The organism is Paenibacillus cineris (genome assembly GCF_018333335.1).
GTDB classification, from domain to species: Bacteria; Bacillota; Bacilli; order Paenibacillales; family Paenibacillaceae; genus Paenibacillus_AQ; species Paenibacillus_AQ favisporus.
Window position 1 is genome coordinate 4373768 of sequence record NZ_BORU01000001.1, and the last position, 20257, is coordinate 4394024.

15 protein-coding genes and 1 pseudogene are annotated in these 20257 nt (G+C 55.2%); 6 read left to right on the forward strand and 10 right to left on the reverse strand.

Features of this window, described 5'->3' with window-relative positions; translation table 11 throughout:
- Nucleotides 1-218 precede the first annotated feature (218 nt).
- Both KI379_RS20365 and KI379_RS20370 read left to right on the forward strand, forming a co-directional pair.
- Entirely contained in the window at nt 219-974 is a 756-nt protein-coding gene (locus KI379_RS20365; protein WP_244879334.1) for a helix-turn-helix transcriptional regulator, read from the forward strand.
- Between the two features lie 100 nt (nt 975-1074).
- Nucleotides 1075-2310: an MFS transporter gene (locus KI379_RS20370; protein WP_212984526.1), complete on the forward strand. Its 1236-nt coding sequence runs from the start codon at nt 1075-1077 to the stop codon at nt 2308-2310.
- A 183-nt stretch (nt 2311-2493) separates the two neighbouring features.
- On the opposite strand, the gene KI379_RS20375 is transcribed toward KI379_RS20370, so the two are convergent.
- The 4 genes from KI379_RS20375 to KI379_RS20390 form a co-directional block, all read right to left on the reverse strand.
- Nucleotides 2494-3657: an iron-containing alcohol dehydrogenase gene (locus tag KI379_RS20375; RefSeq protein ID WP_212984527.1), complete on the reverse strand. Its 1164-nt coding sequence runs from the start codon at nt 3655-3657 to the stop codon at nt 2494-2496.
- A gap of 137 nt (nt 3658-3794) precedes the next feature.
- The gene (locus tag KI379_RS20380; protein WP_212984528.1) at nt 3795-5384 is read right to left on the reverse strand and encodes a UDP-glucose--hexose-1-phosphate uridylyltransferase; all 1590 of its coding nucleotides are present in this window, start codon (nt 5382-5384) and stop codon (nt 3795-3797) included.
- Nucleotides 5385-5396: 12 nt separating this feature from the next.
- Entirely contained in the window at nt 5397-6386 is a 990-nt protein-coding gene (galE, locus tag KI379_RS20385; protein WP_089548310.1) for a UDP-glucose 4-epimerase GalE, read from the reverse strand.
- Between the two features lies 1 nt (nt 6387).
- A complete protein-coding gene (locus KI379_RS20390; RefSeq protein WP_212984529.1) occupies nt 6388-7566 on the reverse strand; it encodes a galactokinase in 1179 nt (392 codons plus the stop codon).
- A gap of 173 nt (nt 7567-7739) precedes the next feature.
- Here KI379_RS20390 and KI379_RS20395 point away from each other — a divergent pair, with 173 nt between their 5' ends.
- Entirely contained in the window at nt 7740-8636 is an 897-nt protein-coding gene (locus tag KI379_RS20395) for an AraC family transcriptional regulator (protein WP_076169659.1), read from the forward strand.
- Nucleotides 8637-8926: 290 nt separating this feature from the next.
- Here KI379_RS20395 and mgrA read toward each other — a convergent pair whose 3' ends face one another.
- The 4 genes from mgrA to KI379_RS20415 form a co-directional block, all read right to left on the reverse strand.
- Nucleotides 8927-9931, reverse strand: a complete 1005-nt coding sequence (mgrA, locus tag KI379_RS20400) for an L-glyceraldehyde 3-phosphate reductase (RefSeq protein ID WP_212984530.1) — start codon at nt 9929-9931, stop codon at nt 8927-8929.
- Nucleotides 9932-10108: 177 nt separating this feature from the next.
- A complete protein-coding gene (locus KI379_RS20405; protein WP_076169657.1) occupies nt 10109-10852 on the reverse strand; it encodes an NAD-dependent protein deacylase in 744 nt (247 codons plus the stop codon).
- Between the two features lie 199 nt (nt 10853-11051).
- Nucleotides 11052-11720, reverse strand: coding sequence for a bifunctional 2-keto-4-hydroxyglutarate aldolase/2-keto-3-deoxy-6-phosphogluconate aldolase (locus tag KI379_RS20410; RefSeq protein WP_089550331.1), 669 nt, complete (start codon nt 11718-11720; stop codon nt 11052-11054).
- Between the two features lie 78 nt (nt 11721-11798).
- Nucleotides 11799-12767 (reverse strand): sugar kinase, encoded by a 969-nt coding sequence (locus tag KI379_RS20415; protein ID WP_212984531.1) that lies wholly within the window; start codon nt 12765-12767, stop codon nt 11799-11801.
- Nucleotides 12768-13139: 372 nt separating this feature from the next.
- Here KI379_RS20415 and KI379_RS20420 point away from each other — a divergent pair.
- A pseudogene (locus KI379_RS20420) lies at nt 13140-13385 on the forward strand (KGG domain-containing protein); the annotation flags it as partial.
- 260 nt (nt 13386-13645) lie between these two features.
- On the forward strand, nt 13646-15331 hold the full coding sequence (ilvD, locus tag KI379_RS20425) for a dihydroxy-acid dehydratase (RefSeq protein ID WP_212984532.1): 1686 nt from the start codon (nt 13646-13648) through the stop codon (nt 15329-15331).
- 210 nt (nt 15332-15541) lie between these two features.
- On the opposite strand, the gene KI379_RS20430 is transcribed toward ilvD, so the two are convergent.
- Nucleotides 15542-16954, reverse strand: coding sequence for a polysaccharide deacetylase family protein (locus KI379_RS20430; protein ID WP_076169655.1), 1413 nt, complete (start codon nt 16952-16954; stop codon nt 15542-15544).
- Nucleotides 16955-17150: 196 nt separating this feature from the next.
- Here KI379_RS20430 and KI379_RS20435 point away from each other — a divergent pair, with 196 nt between their 5' ends.
- Nucleotides 17151-18308, forward strand: a complete 1158-nt coding sequence (locus tag KI379_RS20435; protein ID WP_076169654.1) for an AI-2E family transporter — start codon at nt 17151-17153, stop codon at nt 18306-18308.
- Here KI379_RS20435 and KI379_RS20440 read toward each other — a convergent pair.
- Nucleotides 18274-20052: a peptidoglycan D,D-transpeptidase FtsI family protein gene (locus tag KI379_RS20440; RefSeq protein ID WP_306433684.1), complete on the reverse strand. Its 1779-nt coding sequence runs from the start codon at nt 20050-20052 to the stop codon at nt 18274-18276. The genes KI379_RS20435 and KI379_RS20440 overlap by 35 nt on opposite strands.
- Between the last annotated feature and the right edge of the window lie 205 nt (nt 20053-20257).

The following is a 20257-nucleotide window of genomic DNA, read 5'->3' on the forward strand; positions in this document are numbered from 1 at the left end:
CGTCAGAGGTGATGATTGTGGAACCGTTGACTTCCATTTGTCAGCGATATTTCGGTGAAACCTTATTCGGCCAAAACAACGGAATCTCTTATAAGCTTCGACCCGAAGTCGGCACCGGCATAGCATACAAGGTCACGACTTACAGCGGGATCGAAATCGTATACCATGAGGTTCACTATCACAAGCCGTATCCTTTTCGTTTTGCCTCAAAAGGGCGTATGGTTGAACTTCAGTTCACTCTGTCCGGTCAACGGCAGGTGGTGGTATCGGGCCGGGAACACGAAACTCCGGTCGGGCGGGGTACACTTGCCTTCGTTCAGGACTTTCAAGCCCAGTTTTATCCATCGGCTGAAGAGCCGTATACTTCATTATCACTGGCTATCCCGGTAGCTCTATTCGATTATGCGGCTAGTCCCTCGGCAGCGTCGCCAAACAACCATTTGGATTTTAACCGGCTCCTGCAAGGGCAAACATTCCGGTCTTTTGATGTTGAACCCGATGCGAGAAGCATGATATTGATAGAGCAATTAATCTCGGATTTAAAAAATGCCGACAGATCCCCGCTAATGATGGAAGCAGTTGCACTGGAGCTGCTGAACCGGCATATGCATCAACTATTTGTTGTGACGCCTATTCCGAGCGGTTTGTCTAAAGGGGATGTCCAAAAATTGCACCAGGCAAAGCAAATCCTTGAATCGTGTATGGCAGACCCTCCTTCGCTGTTGGCATTGGCAAAGATGGTCGAGTTAAACGACTTTAAACTGAAGATGGGATTCAAGGCATGCTTCGGCTTGACCGTGTTCGAATATGTAAGACAGATCCGCCTCGACCATGCGATGAGCCTTTTGCGAAACCGGGCCGCCAATGTGACCAAGGCTGCGATGACCGTAGGGTACAGCAACGTTAGCGCATTTTCCGAGCAGTTTTTTCGGAGATACGGCATGAAGCCTTCCGAGGTAAAAAAACAATTTTAATCCGTTTGACCGCAGTTCCATCCGTAACGAGGGAGAACACACAGCCCGCTTTGCTTATACTCCTACTCAAATGATCCATTTGAGAAAAGGAGTGCAGCGAATGAATAAAATAAAGGGAAGCGTCTTTTTCAGCGTTTTTGTAGCGATGTTAGGGCTTATGCTTCTTGCTCCAATCACACCCTCACTAATACGGGAATTAGGGCTCAAGGAAATTTACTCCGGAATCCTGATTTCCAGCGGATCGGTCATGATGGCCGTCATGGCTCCGGTATGGGGGAATATCAGTGACGCGAAAGGACGGAAACTGGTTATACTGATCGGGTTTATCGGCATGTGCATCAGTACTTTATTGTTGACGACCGTGTTTTATGCCGGTCTCCAACACTGGCTTAGCGGCGGGCTGCTGCTGTCTCTTATGATTGGTGCCCGCAGCCTGGTCGGTTTCTTCATTCCGGCCATCCTGTCCTCCTCACAGGCTTATATCGGCGATGTGACTGAGGGGAAAAATAGAGGAAGCGGTATGGCGATCATCAGCGCTGCGAATGGGCTTGGGCTTGTTCTGGGGCCGGCCGTTGCCGGCATCTTCACCATCATTGGTTTATTGTGGCCTTTATATTTTGGCATTACGATGGCAGCTGTCGCCTGTGTCGTCACTCTGCTGCTAATGCCTGCAACGAAACCGGCGCTTCGGGGTGGGGCCGTCAAAGTCAGTCCGTTCCACCCCGGTTTACGGCTCTATTTACTTGCAGCGTTGGTGACAATGATCGGGCTCGTCACGGTTCAAGTCGTCGGTGGTTTTTATTTGCAGGATCAGCTCGGTCTCCCGTCTGACCGGTTGGCAGGGGTCGTTTCCTTCGGGCTCATGTTTACGGGCCTGGCTATGCTCATCTCACAAGTCGTTCAGTCCAAATGGCTGAAATGGGGACCACGGGCGATGATCCTGCTCGGATCTTTGATTCTCGTCGCAAGCATGCTCCTATTCCTTTTTGCCATTCAGCTTCCCTTTTTCTATTTGGCGTTTTTGGTGTTTGGTTTAGGAGCTGGGCTTATGATGACCGGATTTATGGCAGGCGCTTCTCTGTCGGTAAGTCATGGACAGCAAGGTGGCGTTGCCGGCATGGTTGCAGCCATGCAGGGGATTTCCGCCATTATCGCCCCTATTGCAAGCACTACTCTCTATCAGGTCAACCGATACAGCCCTATGGTCATGATTGCCGTTCTGACAGCCCTCCTGGGCTTAGTGATGCTGGCACGCTCCCGAAAGAGACTGGGCCATCATGAGGCCGACCCTATGGAAGGCCGAGAGATCCAAGCCGGATCAGGAGGTATAAAGTAAGCCGTGAATTCAGCGACCTAGGGGTGGTCAACATCAACCCGAACCCTCGACACGGAAAAGATGTGGAATGGAAAAAAGGGGCTTTCCCGGGTCGGATCGACCTTATGGGAAGCCCCTTGGCTATATTGGCGGAGAAGGGAAGAATATTCCAGCTCTCCGGTCGCTGACAGAACGCTTATCGCCTTACAGCGACATTTTGTAAATTTCGATGACGTCTTCCTTGTTCAACTTACGGAAGTTGCCAAACGGACCGAAGCGGACCGACTTCTCAGCCATCACTTCGATCTGGCTGTCGTCGATGTCGTAATCGGCAAGGCGGGCCGGCGCACCGATAGAGCTCCAGAAATCGCGAAGCGCCTGGATGCCCTCTTCCCCGACCTGCTCGTCGCTCTTGCCGGCCGGATCCACGTTAAACACGTTGACGGCAAGGCGCTTGAAGCGGCCTGGATCCACGCTCAGGTTATATTTCATCCAGTTCGGGAACAGGATGGCCAGACCCCCGCCGTGCGGAATGTCATACACGGCCGATACGGCGTGTTCGATGTTGTGGGTCGCCCAGTCGCCGGACATGCCCATGTTCAGCACACCGTTCAGCGCCATCGTGCCGCAGTACATGATCGTAGAACGGTACTCGTAGTTTTCCAGATCGTTAATCAGCTTCGGCGCGGTTTCGATGACGGTACGAAGGACCGTTTCGCAGAATCCGTCCTGAACCGGCGTGTTGGTCTCCTGGTGGAAGTAATGCTCCAGCACGTGGGACATCATGTCTACCATGCCGTAAACGGTTTGGTCTTTCGGCAGGGAATACGTGTTCACCGGATCCAGGATGGAAAATGCCGGGAAGGCAAACGGGCTGCCCCAGCCCATCTTTTCTTTCGTTTGCTCGTTCGTAATGACCGAGCCTCCGTTCATTTCCGAGCCTGTCGCCGCCATCGTCAGCACCGTGCCGAGCGGAAGGGCAGCCTGCGGAGCGGCTTTGCGTTCCACAAAGTCCCACATATCGCCGTCGTATTTGGAGCCGACCGCAATCGCCTTGGAGCAGTCCAGGACGCTGCCGCCGCCTACCGCAAGAATCAGCTCAATGCCTTTTGTCCGGCACAGGTCCACCCCTTTATGTACAGTTGATAAGCGCGGATTCGGCTCTACGCCTGCCAGTTCGGTCACCTCGGCGCCGATTTCCTTGAGCAGCGCAAGCACGTTGTCGTACAGGCCGGAGCGCTTGATGCTTCCGCCGCCGTATACCAGCAGCACCTTTTTCCCGTATTTCGGAACTTCGGTTTTTAATTTATCCAGCTGACCTTGGCCGAAAATCAGCTTGGTCGGGTTATGAAATTCAAATGCTTTCATTGTCGGATTCGCCTCCATGATGTAATGAGTTGCCCTAAATATTATAACCCTCCGGCCGCAGAAGAAACAAACCGCCCTTCCCGTGCAGGGAATAAGCGGTTTGTAAGGAAGGGGGCGCATCCCCCGGATATAAGAAATTACGCCTCGGTATAACCCATCGCAGCAAGGAAGCGGCGGAACGCCTGCTGCCCGGCCTCCGTCCGTTTGTAGACGCCGGCGTGGCCCAAAATCTCCACGAAAATGCGTCCAACCTCCTCGCGGACCCATTCTTCGGCGGCAGCTTTGTCCCGCTCCATGCCCTGTTCTTCCACCAGGCGGGTGATCCACGGTTTGTGGACTTGGAGCGGATGGTTGTCGTCCTGAAGCAGCGCTTCATACAGCCCGCGGTTTCCGGACAGAATATCCGCGACCTGATCCAGCTCTTCCTTCAGCCGTCCCGGCAGAATCGCCAGGCCCATCACCTCAATGAGGCCGATGTTTTCCTTCTTGATATGGTGCATTTCGGCATGCGGGTGGAAAATCCCCGCCGGATGCTCCTCGCTGGTCCGGTTGTTGCGCAGAACCAAGTCCATTTCGTAAGCCCCGTCCGGCGTCCGATGGACGATCGGGGTCACCGTGTTATGCGGCACCCGCTGCCCGCCTTCTTCTGTAAAAGCATAAATCTCGGCTTCCGGATCGCTGTACTGCTTCCAGGCTTCGTAGATGGAATCGGCGCATTCCAGCAGGACGGCACTGTCCGCCGACGCAAGCCGCAGCACAGACATCGGCCATTTGACGATGCTGGCCGTCACGCCCGGGAACTGCGGGTGAGCGAAGGATGCTTCCTTCGGCGCGTTCTGGATCGGGAACGTATGGCGCCCGCCCTGGAAGTGGTCGTGGGTTAGAATGGACCCGCCCACGATCGGCAGATCGGCATTCGAGCCGATAAAATAATGCGGGAAGACGTCTACAAAAGCGAGCAGGCGACGCAGGCTGTCCTTCGTCAGCTTCATCGGCACGTGATCATGGTGGAACACGATACAGTGCTCGTTGTAGTACACGTAAGGCGAATACTGGAAGAACCAGTTTTCGTTGTTCATCTCAAGCGGAATGATCCGCAGGTTTTGGCGTGCGGGATGGTTGACCCGGCCGGCATAACCGACGTTCTCACGGCACAGCTGGCATTTGGGGTAGACCGGCGGCGGCAGCAGCTTTGCCATAGCGATTTCCTTCGGACTTTTCTCCGGCTTGGACAAGTTGATGGTCATTTCGATGTCGCCGTATTCCGACGGGTACGTCCAGTATACGTTTTTGCTGACCCGGTCCATCCGGATGTAGTTCGAATCGATCGACAGCCGGTAAAACCGGTCGGTTGCCGCTTCGATTCCCTGTTCTCGTGCCGTGCGCTCAAACTCCGCAATCACTTCCGAAGGCCGCGCCATGAGCAGGCCCATGATTTTGGCGTCGAGCAGGTCGCGGTAGGTGTCGGTGTTTTCCGGCATCAGTCCGATCTCAAATGCGTAATCCAGCAGCGTGTCGATCATCGGCTGCGGGCTGTCCGCGGCCTCCGGCACAGCTTCGCTCAGCGAAGGCTCGCTTGCGCCGAACATATCCAGCAGCAGGTTGCGGCTGTAGTCGGCGTCTTCAGCCTGAATGAGCCGGTGATCCATGGCGAAACGCACGAGGCGGTCGATCGCCTGCAAGGCTTGCTCTTTCAAGGGATTCGTGGTGTCGGTTTGTGAATTCAATGCGCTTCCCCCTTATTCTTTGCCGTATCCGTCAGGATGGCTTTGATGCCAGCTCCAGGCGCTCTCGATAATGTCCTCCAGCTTGGTGCGCGAAGGGTTCCATCCGAGCACGGTGCGGGCTTTTTCAGAAGATGCAACGAGCACAGCGGGATCGCCGGCTCGGCGGGCCTGCACGACGACCGGAATGTCCAGCCCAGTGACTTTCTTGGCCGTCTCAATGACTTCCTTCACGGAGAAGCCTTCCCCGATCCCCAGGTTAAACACGTTGCTGGCCTCGCCCTTGCGCAAATAATCGACCGCCCGCAAGTGCGCGTCCGCCAGGTCGCTCACGTGGATGTAGTCTCTGACGCAGGATCCGTCTGCCGTCGGGTAGTCGTCGCCGAAGACGGCGATGCTCTCGCGCTGCTTCAGCGCGGTTTGCAGCACCAGCGGAATGAGATGGCTTTCGGGACGGTGGTCCTCGCCGATTTTGCCGCTGTCATGGGCCCCTGCCGCATTGAAATAACGCAAGGCTACGTATTTGATGCCGAGCACCTGGTCGAACCAGGACATCATACGCTCCATCATCAATTTGGTCTCCCCGTACACGTTCGTCGGCTGCGTACGGTCGCTCTCGACAATCGGCACGCGTTCAGGTTCACCGTAAGTCGCCGCTGTGGAGGAAAAGACGATCCGGCGCACGTTCGCCGCGTCCATCGCTTCCAGCAGGCAGAGCGTGCCGTAGACGTTGTTATCATAATACTTCACCGGCTTCTGCATACTTTCGCCCACGAGGGAATTCGCCGCGAAATGGATCACCGCGTCGATCTCGTTTTCGGCGAACAGCTTCGCCAGCAGCTCCTTGTCCCGCAAATCTCCTTCGTACAGCTTGCCGCCGAGCAGCGCCCCGCGGTGCCCCGTTTGCAAATTGTCCAGCACGACTACTTCCTCGCCGCGCTCCAGAAGAGCCGCTACCGTATGTGACCCGATATATCCTGCTCCACCCGTTACGAGAATAGCCATGTTAGTGATCCCCCTTCAGTTCTTTGACTCCGTCGCCTGCGCTGCACACATAGAAATCGGCCTTGAGGCCCGTTCTCGCCTGATACGCTTCGCCGACCTGCTGAATGAACCGTTCCACCGCATCTTCATGCACGAGCGACACGGTGCAGCCGCCAAAGCCAGCTCCGGTCATCCGCGAGCCCAGCGTGCCTTCGATCCGCTGCGCTTCTTCGACCATAACGTCCAGCTCATCGCAGCTGACCTCGTACAGGTCACGCAGCGATGCGTGCGAAGCGTTCATCAGCTGTCCGAAGGTATGCAAATCGTTCTGCTTCAACGCTTCCACGGAATCCAGCACGCGCTGGTTTTCTTCGACCACGTGCCGGGCACGTCTTACGACCGTCTCATCGGCGATAGCATCCTTCAGCGATTCGAACTGATCGGGCGTCAGGCCGGCCAAATACTGAAGCGAAGGCATCTTTGCCTGAAGCTGGGCCAAGGCGGTTTCGCACTGCGAGCGGCGTTCGTTGTAAGCCGAATCCACCAGGCCTCTGCGCTTGTTCGTATTGCTGATAACCAACTTGTAGACCCCGGTCTGGAACGGAACATGCTTGTATTCCAGCGTGTCGCACATGAGCAGGATCGCGTGGTCCTTCTTTCCGTTCGCGACGGCAAACTGGTCCATGATACCGCAGTTGACGCCGACGTACTGGTTTTCGGCCTTTTGCGACAGGAGCGCAATCTGCACCGTATCCGTACTGCACCCTTCCATCGACTGCAACGCATACGAAGTGACCACTTCGATCGAGGCGGAAGAAGACAATCCAGCGCCGTTCGGAATATCGCCGTGATAGAGGATGTCATAGCCTTTCGTAACCGGACAGCCGATATTCGCGTTCTCGACCATGACGCCGACGGCATAGTCCACCCACTCGCCCGTTTTGTTGCTGCCGATTTCCTTGACGGCTAGTTTGTATTCATAAGGCAAATTTGTGGAGGCCAGCTGAATCACATCGTCCCCGCGCTCCCGAATGAGCAGCGTCGTGCCGAACTCCAGCGCTGCGGGAAGGACGTAACCTCCGTTATAATCGATATGCTCCCCGATCAGGTTAACCCGGCCCGGAGCATGAAACACACGTACTCCCTCGCTGCTGTCACCGTATTTCGTCATGAATTGCTGTAATAAAGTTTCCGATGTCATAGGGATATGCACCCATCCTTTCCTTATGGTTCTGCTCTTTCATTATAAAAGGACTTCCTGTCCGCGTTAATGCAATTATGTTGACTGGATATGGATTTATGTGACCTTGGAGAATATAATGGTGTAAGAAGGATCGCATTTATTTTGATGTTGGTGAAAGGATCGATGAATCCATGATTCCGCAGGAGACCTACTCCGTTGCTTCAAACCCCGTCTATCATGACGACGGCCCGCTGCACGTGCTGTTTGCGGGAGAGAGCCAGACCAGGCCTGTGCATGCCGTCGGGCCAAAAATTTATGATTACTATCTGCTTCATTATGTAGAAGAGGGAAAAGGGACGTTTCGAACCGAGCAGCGCACCTATGAGCTCGGACAAGGGAGCTGCTTTCTCATTCATCCCGGCCAGCTGGTCAGCTACGCCTCCGACGCCGGCGAGCCTTGGCGCTACCGCTGGACCGCCTTCTCCGGCAGAGAGGCGCAGGGTCTCCTGGTGAACGCCGGCTTCGACCCGCTGCATCCGGTGCTTTTTACCGACGGGGACACCATGATCCCCGGCTCTATTGAACGGATGCAGGAAGCGTTCTATACGAAGCAGGAAAGCGCCGATCTGGCGTCGCTCGGCTATCTGTACCTGATCTTCTCGGAAGCGCAGAATATCCTGTCCAGCCATTCCCGGCTGACGGGAACGGAATCGCAGGTGCAGCGGACCGTCAAGCAGATGATCCACTACATGTCGGCACAGTACGCCCATCCGGTCTCCATTGAGCAAATGTGCGACAGCCTCGGCTATAACCGGGCTTATCTTTCGCGGATTTTCAAGAAAGAAACCGGATGCTCGCCGGTGACCTATTTGCTTAAGCTCCGCATCGATAAGTCGCGCCAGCTGCTGCGCGAACGGCCGGAGCTGTCGATCGAGCAGGTGGCCGCCTCCGTCGGGCTGACGGACGCCCTGTATTTTTCCCGCCAATTCAAGCGGCTGTGCGGGCAGTCCCCGACGGCGTACCGCGCCGTCGTAACGGCTCCGGACCTCGTCGCTTCCGCCCGGCCGGACTCGCAGCGCGGATCCTAAGCGCCAGGCACACAATAACCCGCATGCCCTGCCCTCTGGCAGACAAGCGGGTTATTGTGTGTTAGGCCCATGACAAGCGGGTTATTCCGCCTAAGGGCCAGACAAGAGAGTTATTGCACCTAAGATGTGCGTAAGTTTAGTCCAGGCCGGTCATACACCTGATATACGCCCAAGGTCAACCGCAATCGAGTTATCCGTGTTAACGGGTTAATCGAGGATGGTCGCTAATATGGACTTAAGTTTCCGTCACCGGAATTTGCCTCTCATCGATCCGCAGGATATACACAGGATCAGGATTCGCTTTCCGTTTTCAAAATCGCCTCGATCCGGTCCAGCTCTTCCTTGCTGAATTCCTGATTCTTCAGTGCAGCCACGTTGTCTTCGATCTGGCTGACGCGGCTGGCTCCGATCAGGGCTGAAGTCACGCGCCCTCCGCGCAGCACCCAGGCCAGCGCCAGCTGGGCCAGGCTTTGGCCGCGAGCGGCCGCAAGCTGGTTCAGCGCCCGAATTTTGCGAAGCACATCCGGCGTAATGTTGCTCTCGTTCAGGAAGACCGACGGGCTCGCGGCACGCGAATCTTCCGGAATGCCGTTCAGGTATTTGTTCGTCAGCAGCCCTTGAGCCAGCGGGGTAAAGGCAATCGTGCCGATCCCCTGCTCATCCAGCACGTCCTGCAGGCCGTTCTCGATCCAGCGGTTCAGCATGGAATAGCTTGGCTGGTGGATCAAGAGCGGCGTTCCCAGCTGCTTCAGGATCGCGGCCGCTTCCGCCGTCTGCTCCGCCGAATAATTCGAAATGCCGATGTACAGCGCTTTACCGGAACGCACAATATGGTCAAGCGCCATCATCGTTTCTTCCAGTGGAGTATCCGGGTCAAAGCGGTGCGAATAAAAAATGTCGACATAATTGAGGCCCATCCGCTTTAAGCTTTGATCCAGGCTGGAGACGAGATACTTGCGTGATCCCCACTCCCCGTAAGGACCGGGCCACATGTAATACCCGGCTTTGGACGAGATAATCAATTCATCCCGGTGGCTCTTCAGGTCTTGGGCCAGAATCCGGCCAAACGTTTCTTCCGCCGAGCCTGGTGGAGGACCGTAGTTGTTCGCCAGATCGAAGTGGGTAATTCCTAAATCAAACGAGCGGGTGATCATGTTCCGCGCATTTTCGTACGTATTGATTCCGCCAAAATTATGCCAGAGTCCCAGCGATATGGCCGGGAGCTTCAGTCCCGAACGGCCACAGCGGTTATAAGTCATCTCTTCATAACGTGATTCGCTTGGTGTATATGCCATTGATATCCGCCCTTCTCTCTCACGGTTAATAGACTACTAGAACCATCATAAATCCTCGGCAAGGCATTTGACAAGAAACCGATTACACGGGCTGGAGGTCCCGGCTGATATCCTTCCTGTTAAAGGGATGGACTAAGCTGTTACCACGCTTACCGCGCTATGAACATCTGCCACCCATTAAATACCCAGTTTCCGCTCCACCTGCTCCATGACTTCGCCGATTTTATCCGCAATCAACAGATCCGCTTTGCGGTCATATGGAGTGGGGTCCATATTCAGGAGGACGGTGCGGCTTCCTTGAAAATAGGACACCAGGTCCGCTGCCGGCTGAACCGTCAGGGAGGTGCCGCCGATGATGAGCAGATCCGCTTGGGAGATCGCTTCCACCGCACCAAAGAGCACCTGCTGGTCCAGCGGCTCCTCGTACAGGACGACGTCAGGTTTGATGATCCCGCTGCAGCTTGGGCAGCGCGGAACGAGCTTGTTCGTCGCCATGATGTGCTCCAGGTCGTAAAACGCCCCGCAGCCCATGCAGTAGTTGCGGTGAACCGAACCGTGCAGCTCCAGCACCTCTTTGCTTCCCGCCTTCTGATGCAATCCGTCGATGTTCTGGGTCACGACAGCCTTCAGCTTGCCGGCTTGCTCCAGTTTGGCCAGCATCCGGTGGCAGCCGTTCGGAGCCGCATCGGGATGCAGCATTTTGCTGCGGTAAAAATCAAAGAACACCTCGGGAAGCTTCATAAAAAAGGACCGGCTCAGCATTTGCTCCGGCGGGTATGGCAGATGCTGTTCGGTCTGATACAGCCCGGCGGCGGAACGGAAGTCGGGAATGCCGCTTTCCGTCGACGTTCCCGCTCCACCGAAAAAAACGATATTGCCGCTTTGTTCAATCCAAGAGGCAAGCGTATCTATGTTCTGCACGATATGGTGCACCTCCACAAGTGTTGGTCCTTTTGATCCGATCCGCGGCTTCTCGCTTCATATGGAATAAGGGACCAGCCCGCCTCCACATGCGGGACGGCAGGCTGTATGGTGTAGTACCCGTTACGATCGGGTTTGATTCAAAATACTTGGGTTTTACTTATGATACAATGATTCCGCTCATAACATTCCGGCCGGCTTACAGCTCCGACTTTGCCTTGCGGTAAGCCTCCATGTACTGCTCCGCTTTCGTGCGGACATGGCTTAAATCCCCAGTCTTCACAGCTTCGTTGGTCAGGTCCGAGCCGATGCCCACAGCCACCGCTCCGCCTTTGATCCAGTCGCCGAGATTGGACAGCGATACGCCGCCTGTCGGCATAAAGTCTGCTTGAGGCAGAGGCCCCTTCATCGTCTTGATGATGGACGGATCGTACAGGCTGCCAGGGAACAGCTTCACGATGTCGACCCCGAGCTCGAGTGCCTGCTGCACTTCGGCGATCGTCATGACGCCCGGCAGAATCGGCACCCGGTACAAATTGCACAGCTTAACCGTGTCGGGATTCAGCGAAGGACCGACGACAAACTGGGCTCCGGCCATGATGGAAGCGCGCGCCGTCTGAGGCTCCAGCACCGTTCCCGCTCCGATAATGGCGAATTTGTCCGGGTCGCTCGTCTCCCAGCTGTACATCCGGCTGAGCTTCTCGATCGCATGCAGCGCTCCCGGCACGGTCAGCGTAACCTCGATGACCTTGATTCCGCCGGCAATCGCCGCCTCAGCCATGTCAAACACCTGATCGGCCGAATCTCCGCGCAGAACGGCAACGACGCCGTTATCGATAATTTTTTGCAAAAGCTGGATTTTTTTCACAATGACCGCTCCTTTGTGTTCATTATATGGAAAAGCCTGAAAGATGTCTATTTCCAAAGTACCCTGCAAACATTCGCTTTATCTCTCAATATGAGCCTTGTTGCCGAGCTTCGCCTCGACCTGCTCCCAAGTCGGAAGCGCTTCCCAATCACCCACGGCCTGAATAACCATAGATCCGGTTAGATTCCCCAGACGGGTCGCTTCCACGGCGCTTTCGCCCTTCAATAGCCCGGCGATAAAGCCGGCACAGAAGCCGTCACCCGCTCCGACGGTATCCAGTACATTATCGGCCTTGAAGTACGGAACCTCCGTTACGTTCCCCTGCTCGAGCACATAAGTCAGGTCGGGACCGCCTTTGACGATCGATACGGCTTTCAGTTTGGAAAGGCTTGCAAAAATCGCCGCGTCATCGTCCGTATCGTACAGCAGCTTCAGCTCGTCGAGGCCCGGTAAAAAGTAATCCGCCTTTTCGGCCAGACGCAGCAGCACGCCCCGCGCCTCTTCCAGGCTCCACAGCTTCAGGCGGAGATTGGGGTCAAAGCTGATTTTGACGCCGGCTGCCGCGGCGATGTCTATAGCCGCTTCGACGCAGGCCAGTCCGGACGGGCTGATCCCCGCCGTAATGCCGGTCACGTGCAGCATTTTGGCCCCGGCAATATAGGAAACATTCAGCTGATCCGGCTGCATCCGGCTTGCCGCGGAGCCTTTCCGGTAATAGTACACCGATGTGCGGCCCGCCGTATTTTCACGGATCATCATGCCTGTTGGCGCGTCAATACCGCGGACCGTTTGCGACACGTCTACGCCTTCGCCGCGGATCGACTTGTAAATCATATCCCCGAGAGGATCCTTTCCGATCGCCCCGAACCAGCCTGACGTGAGACCCAGACGGGCGACGCCGATGGCCACATTGCTCTCCGCTCCGCCAAAGGATTTATGTAAGGTGGAAGCATACTCCAGGCCGCGGGAATCCTGCGCCGTGAACAGCCCCATGCTTTCTCCGAACGTGACAAGCTCGGGTGATCCAGGTAGGTTACTATCCTGCATGTTTTCTTCCCCTTTCCGTTACTTGGTCTGTCCCTATTGTCAGCGGAGGAAGAAGGGTTGTCAATATGTAACAATAGAAGCGGAGCCGTATTTCTCTCCTCCTCTCCACGGGCTTATCCGCTAGGGCTGATCTGATATGCCTCCTTCCGACGTGGCTGTATCCAAGCAAGTTATTTACCAATTATTTCATAATTTAATTGTTTCACTCCAGTAGGGCTGTGGTAAGTAAAGGATGCGCGCAACTAATATAGAGTGAACTAAGGCTAACGTCATCCGCGCTTTCTTCGGAAGGCGGGCACGGACTTCGGGTCCGGAGGTACACTTTAGTTCAATCTATATCCATCAAAAATACTTTCCAAGGAGTGATTTGAAATGGCACGTAACAACGATAATAACGGTAAAATGAGCAGAGAAGAAGCAGGTCGTATGGGCGGGGAAGCAACGGCCAAAAATCATGACAAGGAATTTTATCAGGAAATCGGTCGCAAAGGCGGCGAAGCCACTTCCAAAAACCACGACCGTGAATTCTATCAGGAGATCGGCCAAAAAGGCGGCGAAGCCACTTCCGAGTCTCATGACAAGGAGTTCTACAAAGAAATCGGCCGCAAGGGCGGCAAAAACTAATCCCTGCCTGACCATCAGCCAACAACGAGTGATGGATTGACATAAGCCAAAAGGCACCTTCATTCCCAGCGAATGGAAGGTGCCTTTTCCTGTTCACCTGCCTGGGCCTAAAGTTCCCCGAATCTTTCGAACCATTGCTAGAAAAAGCTTTCATTTTGTGATAGACTCATTTAAAACCGTTTCGTTTTATACGGGCACTTTCATAGTTAACCGCGCTAAAGCGCGATACTTACAGTTAGGGGGAAAAAGACATCATGGCAGCTAATAAAATGCGCTCTGACATGATCAAGAAGGGCTTTGACCGCGCGCCTCACCGCAGCTTGCTCCGCGCGGCGGGCGTGAAAGAGGAGGATTTCGGCAAGCCGTTTATCGCCGTGTGCAACTCATACATCGACATCGTTCCCGGCCACGTCCACCTTCAGGAATTCGGCAAATTGGTCAAGGAGGCCATCCGCGAAGCCGGAGGCGTTCCGTTTGAATTCAACACGATCGGCGTCGATGACGGCATCGCCATGGGGCACATCGGCATGCGTTATTCCCTGCCGAGCCGCGAAATCATCGCCGACTCGCTCGAAACCGTCGTCTCTGCACACTGGTTCGACGGCATGGTCTGCATTCCGAACTGTGACAAAATTACGCCGGGTATGCTGATGGGCGCGCTGCGCGTCAACATCCCTACGATCTTCGTCAGCGGCGGTCCGATGAAGGCCGGCGTAGACAGCAAAGGACGCCGCCTGTCCCTGACATCCGTATTCGAAGGCGTCGGTGCCCACCAAGTCGGAAAAATCAGCGACGACGATCTGCTGGAGCTTGAACAATACGGCTGTCCTACCTGCGGTTCCTGTTCGGGCATGTTCACCGCGAACTCCATGAACTGTCTGGCGGAAGCCCTTGGACTGGCAATGCCGGGCAACGGCACGATTCTGGCGGTAGCCGAAGAACGCAGAGAGTTCGTCAAGCAATCTGCACGCCAGCTGATGGAACTCGTGAAGATGGACCTGAAGCCGCGTGACATCGTGACCAGGGAATCCATCGACAACGCCTTTGCGCTCGACATGGCCATGGGCGGCTCCACAAACACCGTGCTTCACACCCTGGCTCTCGCTCAGGAAGCCGGCATCGATTATCCGCTGGAGCGGATCAATGAAGTCGCCAACCGCGTGCCGCATATCTCCAAGCTCGCACCGGCTTCGGATTACTTCATCGAAGACGTTCATACCGCAGGCGGCGTAAGCGCCGTGCTGAACGAGCTGCTCAAGAAGCCGGGCGCATTGTACGGCGACTGCATGACGGTTACCGGCAAGACGCTGGCCGAGAACGTAACCGGCTGCGAAATCCAGGACAAGAACGTCATCCATCCGATCGACCAGCCATACTCCGAGCGTGGAGGCCTGGCGGTCCTCTACGGCAACCTGGCTCCGGAAGGATCCATCATCAAAGTCGGCGCCGTGGATCCATCCGTCGGCGGCTATCATAAAGGTCCTGCCATCTGCTTCGACTCCCAGGAAGAGGCGCTGGAAGGCATCGCAAACGGCAAGGTTAAAGAAGGCCACGTCGTCGTTATTCGTTACGAAGGACCTAAAGGCGGCCCAGGCATGCCGGAAATGCTGGCGCCTACGTCCCAAATCGTCGGCATGGGCCTTGGAGCCAAAGTCGGCCTGATCACGGACGGACGCTTCTCCGGCGCATCCCGCGGGATCAGTATCGGCCACATCTCTCCGGAAGCAGCTGAGGGCGGTCCGATCGCCTTCGTCGAAGACGGAGACATCATCGAGCTCGACCTGAACAACCGTAAAATCGAGCTTCTTGTCAGCGACGAAATGCTGGCCGAGCGCCGCACCCATTGGAAAGGCTTCGAGCCGAAGGTGAAAACAGGCTATCTCGCCCGTTACTCCAAGCTCGTCACCAACGCCAGCCAAGGCGGCGTCATGAAAATCTAATCTACTCTGCATCGAAGTGAGATGCATCCGAGGTGCTTCATAAGTCACTCCGACTTATGAAGCACCTTTTTTATATAAAGCATAAGACTTTAAATAGTAAGGCTGCTTCATTCGGTTTCCGGTTCAACATCAAAAGGGCTGTCTCCAGCTGCGGTCTTTACCACAGCCGGGACAGCCCCGATCCATATTTTCGTATAAGTGCTGTTTGATTTACATAGCAGGCGGCGTGCTGCCGATACCCTGCGACGAAGCAACCAGATTCAGGTCAAGCAGCTCGCCCTTCTTCTCCTCTTGCGGATCGGACGGCTCCTTCACTTGCTGCCGGCGGTGAGATCCGCTCTCGGAAAACCGCTCGATTAGCTGAGCAACAGACATGACCAGCAGTTTCGGAACCATCTGTTCCGCATGGTCCTTCAGCCGTTCCTGTCCGGACGGATTAATGATCCGCAGCAGGAACTTCAAATACATCGTCGTCGATCTAGCGAATAAGCCGTCTTTCAAATCGACGATTTTGAAGCCGAAGTTCTTTGGCCCCCGGTTAATCATCGTGATTCCGTATATGGCCTTCGCCTGCTGCAGTTCAGGGTCGCTCAGGATGATCCGGGCAAGTTCCGGGAACTGATCTTCGGTGGCGCGGATCATCTGGATGGCCAGGTGCACCATCGATCTGGACCGGACACCGAGCCGGAACAGCTTCTCGTTATCGAAGTGCAGCTCGATCACTTTATCTCCCTTGGACAGCGTTGCGCCGTCATTCATCTCCACCGTTTGTCCCTTATAGGTGCGCAGCCGGTAATGGATGAACGGATCATAAGGCCGGATTGATTTCAACCGGAACATCGCATGAAACAGCGTTTCCCACAGCAGCCAAACTTTGACCGAAGCCCGTTTCAGCCGCGGCAGCTTTCGCTCCGGCGCTTTCTCCTTCGCTTCGATCATCTCGTCGATCCGGATGGCTTTCATTCCGCGGCGCTCCGCTTCCTCCAGCACCCGCTCCAAAGCGATCAGCATCTGCTGCGGCGCGTCCGGGTTAGCTCCGGCCGTGAGGCCGCAATCATGCAGCAGCATCACTTCTCCGGGCTGAAGCTTGTTCAGCATCCGCTCGGTCAGCCGGTCCGCGCCGATGCGTTCCCGCCAGTCGCCGAACATGGACGACCACAGGACGATCTTGAACTGGCTCCGCTTGGCAAAATCGAACAGGTTCACGATTCCCCAAGGCGGACGGTAATAAGAACTGCGCTCCCCGGTAATCGTATGAATAACCTTGTCGGTCTTCATAATCTGTTTCTTGACCGTTCCCGGCCGCATGAGCCAGTTCGATTTATGGACATAATTATGAATGCCGATCAGATGGCCTTCGTCATAGATTCGCTTGACGATTTCGGGATGCTGCTCCGCGTGCGAGCCGACGACGAAGAAGGTGGCCTTGGCGTTGTATCTTTTCAGCAGGTCCAGCAATTTCGGAGTGTACACCGAATCGGGACCGTCATCGAAGGTCAGCGCGTATTCATGCTCCGTGATCCCTCTGCGAAATACGCGGAAACCGAATATCCGGGTGATCAAGCCGGGAATAAACGCGTAAAACGATGAGATGTAAAATAACCAAAGCAGCAAAGTCTGCATGTCATATCCCCACTTTTCTCTGTATTGACTTTGACTTGCCGAAAGGCATGTGTTATTTGATAACTTTAATTTTCATAGGCACCCTATAAAAATCGCTACCTCTTATTTTATCACAGTGACTGAAGAAATAGGCGTTTTTTTATAAATCGTGTACAATGAAAAATAATCTGTTGTGAAAAGGAGAGATCCGCCCGCGATGCTTCCACTGTACAAAAAATACTGGCGAACCTTTGTGGATATCGGGTTCATCGTACTTACCGTTTTCCTCGTCATGTACATATTCAGCAAGCTGTACCAAATCGCCGCGCCCGTATTTTTATCCTTCGTCGTTTTCTTTATGATCGAACCGCTGGCCAAGTTTTTACACAAGAGGGGCATGCCCAAACCGTTCGCTTCCGCCATTTCCGTACTGGTGTTTATTCTGGTGATTCTGGGGATCTTGTTCGGAGTCGGACTGATCGTCGTTTCCCAGTTCGCCCAGGTCCAAGATAATTTGCCCAAATACACGCATATGATTCAAACGGAATTTACCAAGCTGACGCAATTTCTTCAGGAAAAAATCGCAGCCCTGCCGCCAAATGTCACTGCAAAAATGAACGAGTATTTTACAACGTTAACGGATTATGCCAGCGGGTGGGCAACCGCTTTCTTTAAATATATGGTCGGACTGTTCAGTTCGTTCTCGTCCTTTATGGGCAACTTCGGCATCGCGATCATCCTGGCGTTTTTCCTCAGCACCGAAATCGGCAGCTGGAGAAAAGTGATGCGGGACAAGTCGCCGAAGACGCTGAAGAACGCCTATACATTTCTAAAGACATATGTCCTGAAAGCCATCGGCTCCTACATCAAGGCCCAGCTGATCATGGTGCTCATCACCCTCGTGCTCGTATATGCCGGGCTGTTGATTCTGCGCACAGGCAACGAGCTTGCACTAGCCTTGGTTTGTGCCGTATTTGATATTCTGCCGCTCGTCGGGGTTCCGGTTATCCTGATCCCATGGATCATTTATTTGTTTATTGTCGGCAATCTCAGTCTGGCGATCGGCCTTTCCGTCCTGCTCGTCGTGGTGCTTCTCACCCGCCAGCTGCTCGAACCGCGGATTACAGGCAATTCGATCGGCGTGTCGTCGGCATTCCTGATGCTCTCGTTCATGATCATCTCCCTGTCGATCTTTGGCATCGCCGGACTGATCCTCTCTCCCGTGCTGCTGATCCTGATCAAGGAACTGCTCCAGCAGGGATATTTGCAGAGCTGGATCCGCCTTCCGAAGGAAGAGTTCGACGTGTCGCCGTTTGATATGACCACCCGCACGCCGGATGCTACGCCGCCGGATGAGCCGCAAGCAGGTTCATAATGCGTCCGAACAGCACCGTCGCCTGGTTCCAGGAGGACGTCGACATATTTTGATACAGTACTGCAGCCGCGTATTTCGGTTGGTTCACGGGTCCGTACCCGATGAACCACTGATGATTACGCGGCTGCCCGTTTATGGTCACCTGGGCCGTTCCCGATTTGCCGGCAAGCGGCCATGCCGCGCCGCGGATCGACTGACCCGTTCCTTCGGTGACCACCTTCTCCATCCAACCGGTAATCAAATCCGCAGTTGCCGGCTGGACGGTACCAAGGGACGATGGGGCCAAATGGGGCTTCAGCTCTTTCATCAGCTGGCCGTTCGCATACGAGACGCTCTCCAGAATTCGTGGCGCGTGGACTTGTCCCTGCTGAAGAAGCGTCACGATCATGTTGGCGGCCTGCAGCGGGGTCACCTGTACATCGCGCTGACCGATGCCGGTCTGTGCGCGGATCCCCCCGTCCCTGTCGGCCTTATCCGGATCGGCAAAGATTTTTCCGCTGTCCTCATGATCGAACGGGCGCAGAAGAGGCAGGCCAAGGATGTCCTTTTCCTCCCAGCCCACCGTTCTGGCCAGGCCCAGCTTATGAGCGGCCGCTTCGATTTCGCCCGCTGTCAGCCGCTCCGCCAGTTCGGCAAACACGGCGTTGCACGATTCGGCATAAGCCTCAGCGAGGGTAATCACGCCATGCTCTTTGGGGCAGGAAAGTCCATATTTACCGTATGCGCCGGTGCACGTAAAGGTTTCACCCGGAGTAGTGACGCCTGCCTCCAGCGCCGCTGCCGCGATGACCGTTTTGAATATGGAACCAGGCACGGCTGCCTGCAAAGCGCGGTTATTCCATGCCCTTTGCTGCGGATGGACGTCCAAGGGATTGTAGAACGGCAGCGATACCATGGCCACCACATCGGCCGTCTGTGCATCAAGGAGGACAACGGCTCCCTCCTTCATCCCCGATTCCTTGGCCAGCTGCTCGATCTGCCGCTGCAGCTCCAGATCCACCGTGGTGCGGAATTTGAGCGGATAATAGGCGTTACCTGGTCCTTTAATCCGGATGCCCGTACCCGGAATGGGCTGATCGCTTCCATCGACGGTATAATAGGCGGTCGTCGGACCCATCCCGCGCAGGAGCGGCTCCAGCGTCTTTTCCAGCCCGGCCGCCCCTTCCTGGAAGGCATACCCCGTGTGGATCAGATGCTTCTGTCCGGGCTGCTCCGTTAAATAGCCGATCCACTGCATCCCGCTGGAAGCATCCTCATACCGCTTAGTATACGGCAGCACTTCGATGCCGCTGATTCCGGCCGTCCTTACCTGTTTCGCTTCGCTGTCCTTCAACGCCAGCGGATCGCTCTTGCGGGAGTCCGGCCACACGAGAGGGACGCTCAAGTGATCCCATACCTTCAGGAAGGCGGCCTGATCCGTCTTCAGGACCCGGGTGACTGCATTCAGTTTGTCCTTCGCCTCTTGCCGGATGGAACCGGAAACCGGGAACAGCACGGCGGCGGAAACCGTCTTCCCTGTTAAGGGCTCGCCGTTTCTGTCATAAAACTTGCCCCGCCCGGAGTCCAAAACCACGCCGCGCTCCCGCTGCAGCACCGACATTTCCTGCATCGTAAACCGGCTTCCAGGCAGCTCCGACACCCTCATAACGAGCTGGATGTAGGCTAACCTCAATATGAGTACCGTCATCATAAACGAAAGGATGACCAGCACATAGAAAATGCGCTGCTTATGTTTTACGCTCAAGAAGAACCCCTCTTTATGCCTTTTCCACTCAGTATATCCTTCAGCAGGCATGTCCAACCCGCCAAGCTTAGACCAGCCCATTTCCCGGAGAGAATCAGAAAGCCAACGCATCCCCGAGCGGAGGACACGTTGGCTCACTGTGAAAACTGTTTATTGGGTTGGCACTACACTGCCAAGGTTGCTGCATTGTGAATAAAGCTTAGTT

What these genes read in the sequence shown, in the direction of transcription:
- KI379_RS20365 (WP_244879334.1), top strand. Translation starts at nt 219, where the DNA reads ATGGTTGAACTTCAGTTCACTCTGTCCGGTCAACGGCAGGTGGTGGTA.
- KI379_RS20370 (WP_212984526.1), top strand. Translation starts at nt 1,075, where the DNA reads ATGAATAAAATAAAGGGAAGCGTCTTTTTCAGCGTTTTTGTAGCGATG.
- KI379_RS20375 (WP_212984527.1), bottom strand. Translation starts at nt 3,657, where the DNA reads ATGAAAGCATTTGAATTTCATAACCCGACCAAGCTGATTTTCGGCCAA.
- galE (WP_089548310.1), bottom strand. Translation starts at nt 6,386, where the DNA reads ATGGCTATTCTCGTAACGGGTGGAGCAGGATATATCGGGTCACATACG.
- KI379_RS20390 (WP_212984529.1), bottom strand. Translation starts at nt 7,566, where the DNA reads ATGACATCGGAAACTTTATTACAGCAATTCATGACGAAATACGGTGAC.
- KI379_RS20395 (WP_076169659.1), top strand. Translation starts at nt 7,740, where the DNA reads ATGATTCCGCAGGAGACCTACTCCGTTGCTTCAAACCCCGTCTATCAT.
- mgrA (WP_212984530.1), bottom strand. Translation starts at nt 9,931, where the DNA reads ATGGCATATACACCAAGCGAATCACGTTATGAAGAGATGACTTATAAC.
- KI379_RS20415 (WP_212984531.1), bottom strand. Translation starts at nt 12,767, where the DNA reads ATGCAGGATAGTAACCTACCTGGATCACCCGAGCTTGTCACGTTCGGA.
- ilvD (WP_212984532.1), top strand. Translation starts at nt 13,646, where the DNA reads ATGGCAGCTAATAAAATGCGCTCTGACATGATCAAGAAGGGCTTTGAC.
- KI379_RS20430 (WP_076169655.1), bottom strand. Translation starts at nt 16,954, where the DNA reads ATGCAGACTTTGCTGCTTTGGTTATTTTACATCTCATCGTTTTACGCG.
- KI379_RS20435 (WP_076169654.1), top strand. Translation starts at nt 17,151, where the DNA reads ATGCTTCCACTGTACAAAAAATACTGGCGAACCTTTGTGGATATCGGG.